At 60.3% G+C, this 15,212-nt stretch carries 11 protein-coding genes; 8 read left to right on the forward strand and 3 right to left on the reverse strand.

All coding sequences use genetic code 11. The features are described from left to right. The first annotated feature begins 25 nt into the window (after window positions 1-25). The 6 genes from MUM_RS0114280 (at window position 26) to MUM_RS0114305 (ending at window position 6,615) form a co-directional block, all read left to right on the forward strand. Complete coding sequence (locus tag MUM_RS0114280) at window positions 26-448, forward strand: hypothetical protein (RefSeq protein ID WP_010170844.1); 423 nt, start codon at window positions 26-28, stop codon at window positions 446-448. 209 nt (window positions 449-657) lie between these two features. Further along, complete coding sequence (locus tag MUM_RS0114285) at window positions 658-1,242, forward strand: fimbrial protein (RefSeq protein ID WP_010170846.1); 585 nt, start codon at window positions 658-660, stop codon at window positions 1,240-1,242. 275 nt (window positions 1,243-1,517) lie between these two features. Continuing rightward, a complete protein-coding gene (locus tag MUM_RS0114290; protein WP_010170848.1) occupies window positions 1,518-2,048 on the forward strand; it encodes a fimbrial protein in 531 nt (176 codons plus the stop codon). A gap of 67 nt (window positions 2,049-2,115) precedes the next feature. Continuing rightward, on the forward strand, window positions 2,116-2,853 hold the full coding sequence (locus MUM_RS0114295) for a fimbrial biogenesis chaperone (protein WP_010170850.1): 738 nt from the start codon (window positions 2,116-2,118) through the stop codon (window positions 2,851-2,853). Window positions 2,854-3,011: 158 nt separating this feature from the next. Continuing rightward, window positions 3,012-5,447, forward strand: a complete 2,436-nt coding sequence (locus MUM_RS0114300) for a fimbria/pilus outer membrane usher protein (RefSeq protein WP_029615890.1) — start codon at window positions 3,012-3,014, stop codon at window positions 5,445-5,447. A gap of 58 nt (window positions 5,448-5,505) precedes the next feature. After that, window positions 5,506-6,615: a fimbrial protein gene (locus MUM_RS0114305; protein ID WP_010170853.1), complete on the forward strand. Its 1,110-nt coding sequence runs from the start codon at window positions 5,506-5,508 to the stop codon at window positions 6,613-6,615. Here MUM_RS0114305 and MUM_RS0114310 read toward each other — a convergent pair. From MUM_RS0114310 to MUM_RS0114320, 3 genes are read right to left on the reverse strand one after another with little or no spacing between them, the layout of a single operon-like run. Beyond that, window positions 6,602-9,682: an efflux RND transporter permease subunit gene (locus tag MUM_RS0114310; RefSeq protein WP_010170855.1), complete on the reverse strand. Its 3,081-nt coding sequence runs from the start codon at window positions 9,680-9,682 to the stop codon at window positions 6,602-6,604. The genes MUM_RS0114305 and MUM_RS0114310 overlap by 14 nt on opposite strands. A 9-nt stretch (window positions 9,683-9,691) precedes the next feature. After that, the gene (locus tag MUM_RS0114315; RefSeq protein WP_029615891.1) at window positions 9,692-10,879 is read right to left on the reverse strand and encodes an efflux RND transporter periplasmic adaptor subunit; all 1,188 of its coding nucleotides are present in this window, start codon (window positions 10,877-10,879) and stop codon (window positions 9,692-9,694) included. A 29-nt stretch (window positions 10,880-10,908) separates the two neighbouring features. After that, a complete protein-coding gene (locus MUM_RS0114320; protein WP_029615892.1) occupies window positions 10,909-12,534 on the reverse strand; it encodes an efflux transporter outer membrane subunit in 1,626 nt (541 codons plus the stop codon). Window positions 12,535-12,851: 317 nt separating this feature from the next. Here MUM_RS0114320 and MUM_RS0114325 point away from each other — a divergent pair, with 317 nt between their 5' ends. Both MUM_RS0114325 and MUM_RS0114330 read left to right on the forward strand, forming a co-directional pair. Beyond that, window positions 12,852-13,808 (forward strand): ABC transporter substrate-binding protein, encoded by a 957-nt coding sequence (locus tag MUM_RS0114325; RefSeq protein ID WP_010170862.1) that lies wholly within the window; start codon window positions 12,852-12,854, stop codon window positions 13,806-13,808. 23 nt (window positions 13,809-13,831) lie between these two features. Beyond that, window positions 13,832-15,157, forward strand: coding sequence for an LLM class flavin-dependent oxidoreductase (locus MUM_RS0114330; protein WP_010170864.1), 1,326 nt, complete (start codon window positions 13,832-13,834; stop codon window positions 15,155-15,157). The last annotated feature ends 55 nt before the right edge of the window (window positions 15,158-15,212 follow it).

The raw sequence follows: 15,212 nt of genomic DNA on the forward strand, positions 1-15,212 counted from the left end.
TCTCGTGGGCCAGGAAGGGTGTTTCATGGTGAATCCAAAGTTGCGTGTCTTGTTGGTTGACGAAGAACAATCCAGGTTAGTCAGCATAGAAAAGAACCTCTCGGGGCTTGGCTACAGTCGTGTTGCCCCGCTGACATCATTCCGGGATTTATTGGTGATACTGGATAACGCGTTATGCCCGTTTGACCTGCTGATTATTCATCAGGTCGTGCTGGAAAATGCAGGCGAAGTGCTTGAACAGTTAGTACGAAGTTCGCCGGCAATTAAACATTTACTGGTTTACCAGGGCAATACGCTGCAGGTGCTTTCCACAGTTGAGTCGTCGTCATCGTCGATGCGCTTTGCGTTGCCTGGCCCGCCGGACCGAGAGTCCATCAAGCAAGTAATGGGATTTATCGACAAGGTCGAGTTGCATGAGGTTTACGGCAAGCAGCGGGTGTCTGTTTAGTTACAGGTGTATCGGGAAAAATACCGACGGTGCTGGAAATGTCATTGTTTAAGCCGGAAGTTTCCCTTATTGCAAAGGGACTTTTAACGTTGAAGGGGTTGGCCGGAAAAAACATTATTCACTGCATGCAAGGTGCGCAGTCACAGCGAAGCAGTGAACGGTTCGCCGAGCATTTCGATCAATGATGTTTTAACCTTTCGAGGCAACTTATGACGCGCACATACCGTATCGTCGCGCTCGCAGCGCTGACGTCGACCTTCGTGATACCGGCTGCACAGGCAGGCGATGGCACCGTTAACTTTAAAGGCCAACTGATTGGGCAGACGTGTACCGTCAGTGTGAACGGTGGCAGCAACATGGGCACCGTTACGCTGCCTACACTGGGCACTATGGCCCTCGGCGCCGTAGGCGCCACCGCGGGTAGAACCCAGTTCACCATTGGGCTGAGTGCATGCGGCACTGGGAATAGCATCCAGGATTTCCTGCAAAACTTAACGGGCAATAGTGTGATTGGCAAGACGGCATCCACTTACTTTGAGAGCGGCCCAGGCGTCGATCCCACCACCCGGAACATTATTAACACCGGTGGTGCCACCGGCGTGCAGCTCCAGTTGCTTGATTCCGACGGCGATGTGATCAAGGCCGGTGACCCGGGCCAACCGCGAACCCCGGCCATTACTAATCTCGCCACCAACGGTGGCGTGATGACTTACGGCGTCCAGTACATTGCCAACGATGTTATTGCGCCGGGCAGCGTCGTGGGCTCGGTTACCTATTCCATCGCCTATAACTAAAACCCACAAGGACTTGAGAGCGATATCGCTGATCAAGTCTTTGGTATATCCATTTCAACCAAAAAGCCGTTTGGCTGCACTTATACGAATTGAAAGTTGAAGCCTTCGGAAGAGTCTTAACTCTGGTAGGAAATTTCCGAAGCCGTTGCAGGACTTTTCAATTTGAAGGGTTTCACTAAAAGAAACATCATTCACCCTGTGCAAAACGCACCGCCATATTGCAACTGCGAGTGGCCTGCCGGGCATTTATCCAACTAATGATTTTGAGGCAACTTATGAACCGTACTTACCTCGTTCTTGCAGCGGCGACTTCCGCATTCGTGATGTCTGCTGCACAGGCCTCCGACGGCACTATCAACTTCAGTGGCCAACTGACGGCTCAAACCTGCACCACTTCGGTCAATGGCACGAGCAATGTGGGCACCGTAACGCTTCCGACGTTCTCGATTGCGTCGCTGGCGAGCGCGGGGGCGACTGTTGGTGCCACCAACTTCACCATTAACCTGAGCGGCTGCCAGGGCACCATTGCGACCGCCGCTGCGATATTTGAAGCGGGCGCGGGCGTCGACCCGACCACCCAGAACATCCGTAACACCGGTAATGCGACTGGCGTGCAACTGCAATTGCTCGACTCCAATGGTGCTGTGATCAAGGCCGGTGATACCAGCCAAACCGCCAACACTGCACGTACCACTGTGACCGGCGCCACTGCCGTGCTGCCGTACGCCGTTCAGTACATTGCCAGCGCGGCAACCACCGCCGGTACTGTCGTGGGTTCGGTGACCTACTCGATCAACTATCAGTAAAAGCTGCGCGGTCAGCGCATCTTTCAGGAAGCTGGAAGGTGCGCCGACGATGTCGGGAGAGAATGATATGCAGCGTAAAAAGGCCTGGTGCCGTTGCGTCGTGATGATCGCGGCCGTGCTCGGTTGTTCCCAGGCGATGTCTTCGGTCGTCATCACGGGCACCCGTGTGATTTACCCGGCTGACAAGAAAGAGGTCACCGTCAAACTGAACAACAACGGTGCCAAACCCGTCCTCGTTCAGTCGTGGATTGATGAGGGGGATGCTGCGTCCACGCCAAGCAACTCTTCCGCGCCGTTTGTGATTTCTCCACCGGTCTCCCGGGTTGATGCTGCCAAGGGGCAGAGCCTGCGCCTGATGTTTACCGGTGCTCCGCTGGCGTCCGACAAAGAGTCGGTGTTCTGGCTCAATGTGCTGGAAATCCCGGTCAAGGCCACGGGGGAGCAAAACATGCTGCAAATGGCCTTTCGCTCACGGATCAAAGTGTTTTATCGACCTGCCGATTTACCCGGTACACCGACAGCGGCCATCGAGGCGTTGCAGTGGAAGGTCGTCGCACAAAAGAACGGTACTTATGGGCTGCAAGCCTACAACCCCACTGCTTTTTACGTTTCGCAAAGTGACCTGGCCCTGGTTAACGGCGGCCAGCGAGTACCGAGTGAAGCGGGAATGGTCGCGCCCGGCGAGACCCACACCTTTGGCTTGCCCGGCCTGAAGTCGATGCCGGGCCCCGGCGCCAACGTCGAATACAGCGCCATTAATGATTACGGCGCCCTGGTGCCCACTCGGGTACCCGTCAAGCCTTAGGCCCTTCTGGCCCCAATCGTTTTCACCCTCTGTTGTCCGGGTAATCTATGACTACGCTCTCTCCTCTGCGCATGCGCCGGAAGGAAATCTGCTGCTCCAGCGTCGGCTGTTCGCCGATTTGGGGCCGTCGACTGTTACTGATCGCCAGCGCACTGCTGATGCCTCACGCGATGGCCGAAGACGTGCAGTTCGACGATTCCTTCCTTCCGGCGGGCTCAAGCGGGATTGACCTGACGTTGTTCCAAAGTGGCAACCCGGTCATGTCGGGCACTTACCGGGCCGACATTCTGGTGAACTCGACCCTGAGCATGCGCCAGGATATTCGTATCGTGTCCGACGCCAAGGGCAGGAACCCCATCGTCTGCGTCGACAGCCGCATGCTGGAATTGATCGGTGTAAACGTGGAAGCCCTGTCGCCGGCGGCGCTGGCCAAGCTCGACGCCGGACAATGCACGTCCATCGCCGAGGTGATCGATGAGGCGACAGCACTGTTTTCCACCGAGACCCAGCAACTGGACTTCAGCATTCCGCAGGCGGCCATGCGGCGTAACGCCCGCGGGTATGTCAGCCCTGAGTTATGGGATCGCGGTACCACCGCCGCGATGCTCAGCTATGACTTCAACGCCAACCACAACAAAAACCTGTCGGGTACTGACGATTCTGCCTATGTCGGCTTGAACGCGGGGTTGAACGTGGGTGACTGGCGCTTGCGGCACAACGGATCGTTGAATTGGGACAGCCTGACCGGCACCAAGTACCAGGAAATCAACACGTTCGCCCAGCGTGACCTTACCGCCTTGCAAAGCCAACTGACGGTAGGCGAGGCCAACACCAGCGGCGAGATTTTCGACACCCTGGCCTATCGCGGGGTAGAAGTGGCAACCGACGACCGCATGCTGCCAGAGACGTTGCGCGGGTATGCGCCCGTGGTACGCGGGATCGCCCGCACCAATGCCCGGGTCACCATCAGCCAGGGCGGCAATGTGTTGCTGCAGACCACGGTGGCGCCTGGCGCCTTCGTCATCGATGACCTGTATGCCACCGGCTATGGCGGCGACCTGCAAGTGACCGTACTGGAAGCCGATGGCACTCAGCAAAGCTTCATCGTGCCCTATGCCTCGGTCAACCAGTTGCTGCGGCCTGGCACGTCGCGTTTCAGCGTGACGGCGGGCGAGACTCGCAATAACTACATCGATAAACAGGTCGGGCTGCTGCAAGGCACCTATCAATACGGCTTGGCGAATTCGCTGACCGGTTATACCGGCGCCCAGGCCAGCGATGGGTACCTGTCGGTGCTGGGCGGTATTGCCTTTGGCACCCCCATCGGCGCCTTCGGGGTCGACGTGACTCACGCCCAGACAGAACTGCCGTCCGGCGATCAGCAGGGGCAGAGCCTGCGGGTGTCTTTCAGTGAAAACGTGCAAAGCACCGGGAGCAACTTCTCCCTGGCAGCGTATCGTTTTTCCACCAGCGGTTACTTTGATTTCAACACCGCCGCGCTGTTCCGGGACGCTCAAGAGCATGGCACCGACACCAGCCAGATTGGCCAGCCACGCAGTCGCCTGACCTTGTCCCTCGACCAGAGCCTGGCCGGCTGGGGGCATTTGTCACTGAGCGGATTTACCGAAAACTACTGGAACGAACCGGGCGAGGATGTCCAGTACCAGATGGGCTACAGCACACAAGTCGGGCGAGTCAGCCTGGGCTTCAACCTCAGTCGCAGCCGCTCCGGCCTGGCCGAGATGCAAACCACTGAGTTGTTTACCGTGAGCATGCCGATCGAGTTCGGCTCCTCGTACAACTCGCCGCAGCTGTCGGGCCGTTTGGCCCGCGACAGCCAGGGCAAGTACAGCCAGCAAGCGAGCGTGAGCGGCAGTGCCGGTGAGGATCATGAATACGGCTACAGCCTGACGGCCGACCGCGATGGCGCAAGCCAGTCCACCGACACCTCGGTCAGCGGCCAGTACATGGGCTCCAAAGCCCGGGTCAACGGTTCCCTCAGCGAAGGCGATGGCTACAGCAGCCTCTCCCTGGGTGGTGGCGGCACGATTGTGGTCCATCCAAAAGGTGTGACGTTGACGCCTTACACCGGTGAAACCATGGCGGTGATCAGCGCCCCCGGTGCGGCCGGCGCGAAGGTGGTGGGTTATCCAGGCCTGCGGCTCGATGGCAACGGTTCGGCGGTGATCAACTATCTGCAGCCTTATCAGTTGAACGAGATCGCTATCGACCCGGACGGTATATCCCAGGACGTCGAGCTGAGCGAAACCAGCCAGAAGATCGCCCCCCGGTCGGGTGCCGTGGTAGCGGTGGACTTCGCCACGGTGCACGGAACTGCCTTGTTGTTGAACGTGCGCTTGAAGGACCAGAGTCCATTGCCGTTCGGTGCCACCGTGGTGGATGACGCAGGTAACCCGGTAGGCACTGTAGGGCAGGGCGGGCAACTGTATGCACGTATCAAGGACGGCACACAAAGCCTGCTGGTCAATTGGGGTAAAGAGAGTGGTCAGACCTGCACGCTGAAAGTGCCGGCCCTTAAAGAGCAGGGTCAGATATTGAAGGGCAACGCGCTGTGCCTGAGTGCTGGGTCATGAGGTATGCGGCGAATGCAGCGGTGCCGTCTTCAGTCAACTATACGTACAGAGGTAATCCATGAAGGTGCTTTATTCCCTGATCGCCGCATTGGTGTTGTGTGGCCTTGCGCAGTCGGCGCAGGCGGTCAATTGTGTCTACATCAATGGTAACAAGGGGTTTATAGGCACGTTCCCGTTGCAGATCAGCACCCTCAGTGTGCCTCGGGATGCGCCAGTGGGCACCGTTCTCTATCGGCAGAACTTTAGTCAGACCGGTGGAGGCTACGATACCAAGTGTCTCAGTACGGGTGGGGCGGCAACCATGAACACTCTTTTAGTGCTGAAGAGCATTGGCGCCAATACCGGTTACAGCACCGGTCCTTACGCCAACTTCGTCTATCAAACAGGGGTAGCCGGCATCGGTGTCGCTTGGGTTAACGGGACATCCGTGCAAACTGCTGCCGTGAGGGCAGCGATTCCAAATGGCTGCACACTGTCGGGAACCGTTGACTGTTCCATAACGGGACTCAAGATTGCGCCAGCAACAGGGATGGTGCTGATAAAGACCGGGCCAGTGGGAACCGGCACCATCAACGGCAGTTCGCTGGGCACTCTGGAACAGGATGTCACAGTTAACGATGGCGGTACCATTAGAGCCAACTCCGTGGGGCTGACCGGCAGCATCAACATCGTCGCCCTGACGTGCATGACCTCGGACGTTAATGTACCCATGGGCACCAACAAGATTGCGTCGTTCAGTGGGATAGGTTCGGCCAGCACGCCAGTGAACTTCATGATCAGCCTGACGGGTTGCCCAGGATTTCCCGGTTATTACGGCAACGCCAGTTCGATTCCGACAAGCTCGCAATCGGCGGTCATCAGTGCGGGCACCCTCGTGCCCAATACCCTCAGCCTGCGATTGGACCCGGTCGGCACACCGATTGATGCCAGCAATGGCGTGTTGAGCCTGTCAGCGGCTGCAGACCCGGCGACGGGTGTGGGTCTACAGGTGCTTGATGCTTCCGGCGCACCGTGGGCGCTGTCCCAAAACAAATTGTTGAACCTTCCGATAGCCGCTGGCACCACATCATTGAACATCCCGCTGAGCGCGCGTTATATACAAACGGCAACCACGGTGACTGCGGGTTCCGCCAACGCTGTTGCGAATTACACCATCATCTATCAGTAGCCACGCCTGGCGCCTCATCCTGGCCAGGGACCGGCCGCTCAACCTCCTGATGGTGCGTCGAACCAATAAACATATACATCGCCGGCACCATGAACAGCGTCAGCACGGTACCAATCGACAACCCGGCGAAGATCACCAGGCCCATGTCATGCCGTCCCGCAGCCCCCGCACCCGATGCCCACACCAGCGGCACCACGCCCAGCACCATCGCCGCCGTGGTCATCAGGATCGGGCGCAGACGCACGCCGGCCGCTTCTTCTATCGCCTCGCGCTTGCTGTGACCGGCGCGCTGCAGCTCGTTGGCAAACTGCACGATCAGAATCCCGTGCTTGGTGATCAACCCCAGCAACGTCACCAGGCCCACCTGGGTGTACACGTTGATGGACGCAAACCCCATGGTGATAAAGGCCAGCGCGCCAAAGAGAGCAGGGGGCACCGAGAACAGGATCACCACCGGGTCGCGGAAGCTCTCGAACTGGAAGGCCAGGGCCAGGTAGACGATCAGGATCGAGAACATCAACAGCCCAAAGAACCCGCCGGATTCCTGCATGAACTGGCGCGACTCGCCAGAGAAGTCCGAGGTGTAACCCGACGGCGCTATGTTGGTCAGGATCGTGTTCAGTTTCGCCAGCAGTTCGCCCTGGGCCACGCCACTGACGCCTGACAAGGTGGCCGAGTTGAGTTGCTGGAAGTGGTTGATCGATTCCGGCTGGGTCGAGGTCTCGATATGCGCCACGGTGCGCGCCTGGATCATTGCACCCGAGGGCGTGCGAATGTAGTAATCGAGGATCTGGTCCGGGTTGAGGCGGTCGACTTGCAGCACCTGGGGAATGACTTTGTACGAGCGCCCGGCGGTGGAGAAGTAGTTCACGTAGTTGCCACCCAGCGCGGCGGACAGCGCCGCGCCGACGTCAGCCTGGGTCATGCCCAGTGCGGCGATTTTTTCCCGGTCGACCACCAGCTTGGCTTGTGGTTTGTCGAGTTTCAGGTCCATGTCGGAGAAGTAGAACAGCTGCTGTTTCAGTGCCTCGGCCACCACCGCCTGGGCGACTTCATTGAGGTTTTCCACCGAGTCGGTGGTGGTGATCACAAATTGCACCGGCAACCCTTGGGCGCCCGGCAGCGACGGCAGCGGAAAGGCCGCGATGGTGGCGCCCGGTACCTGGTTCCATTTCTGCTGAAGTTCCAGGATCAGTTGGGCCTGGGAACGCGTGCGATCGTCCCAGGTTTTGAGCAGCACGCCGCCCAAGCCCTGGTTGAGGATGGGCAACCCGGTCAGCTGGAACATCTGCGCGTATTCAGGCTCTTTGTTGGCGATCTGAAACGCCTGGTCGGCAATGCGCTCCATCTGCTGCGGAGAGGCAGTCGGCGGGCCCTTGATCTGCATGAACACCAGCCCCTGGTCCTCGGTGGGCGACAGCTCGCTTTTGGCAGTCATGCCGCTGGCGGCCACCAGCAGGAACAGCAAGAAACCAAACGTCACCAGCACCGGCCACACGTTCAAACCGCCTGAGAGTACGCGGTGGTAACGGCCCCGCAACCAGTCAAAATACTGATCGAGCTTGCGCGCGAAGCGGCCTTCTTCCTGCCCGGACTTGAACAGCCGCGACGTCATCATCGGCGACAGCGTCAACGCCACCACCGCCGACACGGTCACCGCACCCGCCAGTGAGAAACAGAACTCCTTGAACAGCGCCCCGGTCAGCCCGCTGCGCAGGCCGATGGGCACGTACGCGGCAATCAGCACCACGGTCATCGCGATGATCGGGCCACCCAGTTCCCGCGCCGCGACCAGTGCCGCCTCCAGCACGCCTTTACCTTCTTCCTTGATATGCCGGTCGACGTTTTCCACCACGATAATCGCGTCGTCCACCACCAAGCCGATCGCCAATACCAGGGCGAGCAGGGTCAGCAGGTTAATCGAGTACCCCAGCAGGTACATGATGAAGAACGTCCCGACCAGCGACAGCGGGATCGCCACCAGCGGCACAATCACTGCACGGAACGAGCCGAGGAACAGGTAGATCACCACCGACACGATGATCATCGCCTCAACCAGGGTTTTCACCACCTCATAAATCGAGGTATTGATGAACGCCGTGGAGTCATACACTATCTCGCCGCGCACCCCGGTGGGCAGTTGGGACTGCAGCTCGGGGAAGGCTTCGCGCACACTGTCGGCGACCGTCAGGATGTTCGCATTGGGGGCCGTCTTGATCCCGATGAACACCGAACGCTTGCCGGAAAACGCCACGCTGCTGTCGTAGCTTTCGGCGCCGAGGGTGACGGTGGCCACATCCTCCAGGTACACCAGGGCATCGCCTTTCTGCTTGATCACCAGCCGCTTGAATTCATCCACCGTGTGCAAGTCGGTCCCGGCTGTCAGGTCGACCGTCACCGTCTGCCCGCGGGTGGAACCGACGGCAGACAGGTAGTTGTTGTTGGCCAGGGCGGTGGACACGTCCTGGGCGGTCACGTTGTGCGCCGCCAGCTTGTTGGGGTCCATCCAGGCCCGCAGGGCGAACTGGCGCCCGCCGAGGATCTCGGCGGTTTGCACGCCCTGGATCGAATCCAGCTTGGGCTTGACCACCCGCACCAGGTAATCGGTGATGTTGTTGGTGGGCAGCGTGTCGCTATAGAAGCCCAGGTACATGGCATCCGTGGTCTGCCCGACCGCCACCGTAAGCACCGGTTCCTGGGACTGGGCCGGCAGTTGGTTCTTGACCGAGTTGACCTGGGTATTGATCTCGGTGAGTGACTTGCTGGCCTCGTAGTTCAGCCGCAGCGTGGCGGTAATGGTCGAGACGCCGGTGATGCTCGTCGAGGACAGGTAGTCGATACCCTGTGCCTGGGCGATGGCCGACTCAAGCGGCTGGGTGATAAAGCCGGCTACCGTCGATGCGTCCGCACCGTAGTAGGCCGTGCTGATGGTGACCACGGTATTTTCGGTGCGCGGCCATTGGTTCACCGGCAGTTCGAAGATCGAACGCAGCCCCAGGATCAGGATGAACAGCGAGACGACAATCGCCCAGACCGGTCGCTGAATAAAGGTATCGGTAAGCTTCATGGGACACCTTTAGTGTTCTTGGGGAGTCGGCGCGGGATCGTTCAGCGGCGCGGCGCTGTTATCGACCTTCACCGGCGAGCCATTCTTGAGCTTCATCTGGCCGCTGGTGATCAACAGATCACCTTCCTTCACGCCCGACAGGATGGCCACCTGGTCGCCCCGGGTTGGCCCGGTCTTGATGAAGGTTTGTTGCGCCGTCAGCACTTCCTCACCCTTGTCGTTCTTGCTTGAGGTGGCGATGAACACCGTGGTGCCGTAAGGGTTGTAGGTGACCGACGTCTGCGGAACGGTAAGGTAGCGCTGGGTCGCTCCTGAGGTGACCACGGCGCGGGCAAACATCCCGGGCACCAGGCTTTGCTTGGGATTGTCGACGGTGGCTTCCACAGTGACGTTGCGGGTGGTCGAGTCGAACTGGGTGTCGATGGTGCTGACCTTGCCGGTGAAGGTTTGATTGGTCAGGCCGTCGGCCGTCACCGAAACCCCTTGGCCAATGGCGATGGCCTCCAGTTGGGTCTGCGGCACCGTGAAGTCGATGTAGATAGGGTCGAAGGTTTGCAGGGTAGCGATCTTGTCGCCGGGGTTGAGGTACTGGCCGGGGTTGACGCTGGTGATCCCGATGCGCCCGGCAAACGGTGCGCGTATGGTTTTTTTCGCCACCAGCGCACGCTGTTGCTCGGCGGCGGCGAGCTTGGCTTTCAGGTCGGCGGTGTCGGTGTCCACTTGGGCCTGGGAGATGGCGTTGACCGCCAGTTGGGCCTTGTCACGTTTGAGGACGATCACGGCCAGGTCGGCGGTGGCCTCAAGGGAATGCAACTGCGCGATGTCCGAGTCGGCATTCAACTGCACCAGCAGCGCCTGGGCCGCCACCTCTTGCCCGGGCGTGAAGCCGAGGGTGCGTACGATGCCGCCCACCTCGGTGGTCACATCCACCCCTCTGACCGCCTTCATCGAGCCCACTGCGGTGACATTCGGCTGCCAATCGCTGAAGGGCACCTTCATGGCCGTGACCACGGAGGCGGGCAGGGGCATCTTGGACTGGGCGATCAGCGCCGAAATCTGCACGAACTTCACCCCGGCAATGATCGCCACAATCACCAGCACCACCACGATCATGACGAGCATCGGCCGCCACAGTCGACGCTTGCGCGGTGCGCCGGGCTCGGGTGGCAGGGGAGAGGCAGTAATGACGTCAGCCATGGGTGTTCTCGCTGTATCAAGAGTTCAGTTCAGTCGAACCGTGCCGAATCGGCAGGCGCTGCCTTGTTGTTGGCCGGCATGATCTCGTTCCACGATGGCAGGCCGAAGCGATCCGGGTGGCCCTTGGTGGCAGGGTCCACATCCGTTCGGTTCCACCAACCGCCCCCCAATGCCTGGAACAGCGCAGTGGTGTCGCTGTAGCGGGAGGCCTGTGCCTTGACCCGCGCAAGCACGGTGTTCTGGTAGGTCTGTTGGGCGGTGAGCAGGTTGATGTACGCCACGGCACCGAGCTTGAACTGTGCCTGCACCAAGTCCAGGTTGGCTTGCGCGGAGCGCTCGGCCACCACCTGCTGGTTGAGCGCATCGGCATCGGCTTCCAGCGCCCGCAGCGCGTTGGCCACGTCCTGGAATGCGCCAATGACGGTGCCACGATAACGCGCCGCCGACTCGTCGTAGGCCGCCACGGCCGCGCGTTTGCGATGTTCGAGCGCGCCGGCATCAAAGATCGGCTGGGTGATCGACCCGGCCAGGCTCCACACACCGCTGCCCGCCGAAAACAGCTTGGTGCCGCTGGCCACCGTGGAACCCACCGACCCGGTAATGCTGAACTGCGGCAACTGATTGGCCACGGCCACGCCTATGTTGGCGCTGGCCTGGTGCAGTTGCGCCTGGGCAGAACGCACGTCCGGGCGTTGGCCCACGATGGCCGAGGGCAGGCTGACCGGCAGTTCTTCCGGCAAGTGCAGGGAGGCCAGGTTGAAGCGCTCGTCCCGGTCCTGATTGGGAAACCGGCCGAGGTAGGCCATCAACTGGTTGCGGGTCTGCGCCAATTGCTTTTGCAGGGGCGGCAAGCTGGCACGGGTTTGCGCCAGTGCGGTCTGCTGCGTCAGGACGTCGCTATCACCGATGGCACCCAGCCGCCGCTGCGACTGCAACACGTCGAGCTGGTCGCCCTGTAGCCGGATGATTGCCTCGGTTGAGGCGATTTGATCACGTATCGACGCCAGGCTGACCGCGGTATTCACCACATTGGAGGTCAACGTGAGGTACGTCGCCTCCAGCTGGAAGCGTTCGTACTCGGCTTGCGCCGTGGTGGATTCGATTTGCCGGCGCGTACCGCCGAACACATCCGGGGCATAGGACACGCTCAACGACGCCGAACTCACCGTGAGAATCGGCGACTCCGGCAGGCCCGAGGTCACCCCCGATACCTTCTCGCGGGCTTTCTGCACATTGCCGCTGACGGAAGGGAACAACGACGCCTGGTCGGCATAGACCAACTCGTTGGCCTGGCGCAACGCGGCTTGAGCGGCGGTGACATCCGGGTTGGCGCGCAAGGCTTCTTCGACCAGGGCGTTGAGGGCTGGCGAACGGAACAACGTCCACCATTGCCCGGGAATATCCATCCCGGCGATCAGCCGCTGCGCTGCGCCGCCGGCGTCGATGTCGGCCTTGGCGGTAGCGGTTAGCTTTTCCCGTGAGTAATCAGCGTTAGCGGGCACCTCGGGGCGCGCGAAATCGGGCCCGACGGTGCAACCCGCGAGGGCAATGCACAGCAGGCTCAACGGAGCCAGAAGGTGTGGTTGTCGAAAAAGGGCGCGGGGGTGCGCCACTTGTTGCGGTCCCGATGCAAGCTGCCGAGGCTGCTCTTTCATATTTACTCTGATTAATCAGTAGGTTGACTGCTTTATTGGTTGAGCGATGAATGCAGGCGCATCGGTTAGGGCCGCCGAAAAATGGCTCGCGAGTAGCCGAATTCAAATCAGTGTAGGTGGTGCCGGCCGGTACGCAATGTCAGTACGTGCCGACCCTTAATGAAAATGCGTTATGCGCATTAATATTGAATTAGGTTATGCAATATAAGTATTTTACATGCGACCATTAGCACCTCATGGTAGCTGTCCCTACGAACACTGCCGAGACCGCGCGCGCGGATCGACTTGAAATGCCTGAGAGGGCATCTGGAGCGAACGTGCGTTATCTGACAAAACTAGCGGCCGGGTTGGCCGCTACCTTGCTGTGCCTGACCGCGAACGCGCAAACGCTGGTGGTCGGAGACCAAAGCTACAACGCCCAGGCCGTGATGGAAGCGGCGGGGGTGCTGGACGACCTGCCCTATACCCTTGAATGGAAGCAATTCACCGCCGGCTCACCGGTCGCCGAAGCGCTCAACACCAACAGCCTGGACCTCGGCTTGCTCGGTGATGCACCCGTGCTGTTCCTCGGTGCACTGGGCGCGCCGATCAAGGTGATTGCCATCAGCCGGCAAAATCTCGAAGGCGTGGCCATCCTGGTGAAAAAGGACTCATCGATCCACAGCCTTGCAGACCTCAAAGGCAAACGCGCGGCCATCTGGAAAGGCTCCTGGAGCCAGCAATTGCTGCTGACTGCACTGGACAAAGCCGGCGTGCCAAAGGACTCATTGGACCTGCGCTACCTCAGCGCACTGGATGCTTCCCACGCGCTGGAAGGCGGCTCCGTTGACGTCATCGCCACCTGGGAACCCTACGTCACCCAACAGGAACGCCAGGGTGCGCGGGTGCTGGCGACCGCCGACGGGTTGATCCCGGCCCAGAGCTTCGTGGCCGCCAGCACCAAGGCCGTCGACACCAAGCGTGCGCAAATCAGCGATTTTCTCCAACGCCTGAAAAAAGCCCGTGACTGGACGCGCCAAAGCCCGGCCAACGCCGACGCGTACGCAGACGCCTGGGCCAAACGCACCCGCGCCGACGCCGACATTGCCCGCGCCTGGTTCGCCCGTGCGCGTACCACGGTCGAACCTGTGACAGCCCAATCACCGGTAGAAGCGCAAAAGACCGTGGACTTTTTCGCCAACCAGGGTCTGGTCAAGTCCTACCCGGCCGCCACCTTGTTCGACGACTCCTTCGCCGCGTCGCTGCAGCCTGCCGTCGCCAAAACCCAGCCCTGAATGCTCCAAGGAATACCTTAGTCATGACCAAACGACAGCTCAAACTAGGCGCCTTGACCATGGGCTGTGGCGGGCCTGGCCGCCACAATCTATGGCTCGACCCTCAACTGCCGGCCGATGCCAGCGTCAACGTCGACTGGTACATCGACATTGCGCGCCAGGCCGAAGCGGCGTTGTTCGACCTGATGTTCATTGTCGACAGCCAGTTCATAACCCCGGGCTCGCCCTCCCACTACCTGAATCGCCTGGAGCCGTTGACGTTGTTGTCGGCGCTTGCCGTGAGCACCCGGCATTTGGGTCTGGTCGGTACGCTGACGACCTCCTACAACTCGCCGTATAACGTCGCGCGACGCCTGGCCTCACTCGACCTGATCAGCAAAGGCCGCGCCGGCTGGAACGTGGTCACCAGCGGAGACGCCGGCACCGCCGGCAACTACAGCCGCGACGAACATTACGATTACGACACCCGCTACGGCCGGGCAGCCGAGCACGTCCAGGTGGTGCAGGGCCTGTGGAACTCCTACGAGGACGATGCATTCGTGCGCGACCGGGCCACCGGCCAGTTCCTCGACCCGAGCAAACTGCACAGCCTGAATCACAAGGGCGAGCATTTCTCCGTGGTCGGCCCGCTGAATATCCAGCGCTCACCCCAAGGCCAACCGGTGATCTTCCAGGCCGGCGACTCGGAACAAGGCCGTGACCTGGGGGCCGCCACCGCCGATGTCATCTTCACCCATGCCGCGAGCATCGAGCAGGGCCAGGCGTTTTACCGAGATATCAAGGGCAGGGCGGAGCGACATGGCCGTGATCCCGGGCAACTACTGGTGATGCCCGGCGCCGAGATTTATGTGGGCGATACCGACGAACATGCCCGTGAAATCGAACAGCACTATCACCAGGCCGACCACAGTTTCGAGCTGGCGTTGAAGGAGTTCGGGCGCAATTTCGGCTGGCATGATTTCACCCAGTACGACCTTGACGCGCCGTTTCCGCAGGAGAGTCTGGAGGCGGCACGCAGCAGTTTTTTTACCAATGCCAAACGCATTGCTGATCAGGCACGGGAGAAAGGGTTTACGTTGCGCCAGGCGGTGGAGTTTGGTCGGCAGCTGCGCCCGGGTGCCTTTGTCGGGTCGGCGCAGACGGTGGCGAGCAAGATGGCGGACTGGTTTGAAGCACGGGCGGTGGATGGGTTCAATATCTACATCGGGCATCCGCAGCAGTTCAAGCGGTTTACCCAGGAAGTCATCCCGTTGTTGCAGGCCCGTGGCGTGTACCGCACGGCGTATGAGGGGACGACGTTGCGGGAGAGTCTGGGGTTGGCGATTCCGCGAGGGGTTCGTAAAAGGTAGTCGATGTCGCCATACCCTCACGATAAAAGTGCCCACTGAAATCGCTGCTCAGGTC

This window comes from Pseudomonas sp. PAMC 25886 (assembly GCF_000242655.1).
Taxonomy (GTDB): domain Bacteria; phylum Pseudomonadota; class Gammaproteobacteria; order Pseudomonadales; family Pseudomonadaceae; genus Aquipseudomonas.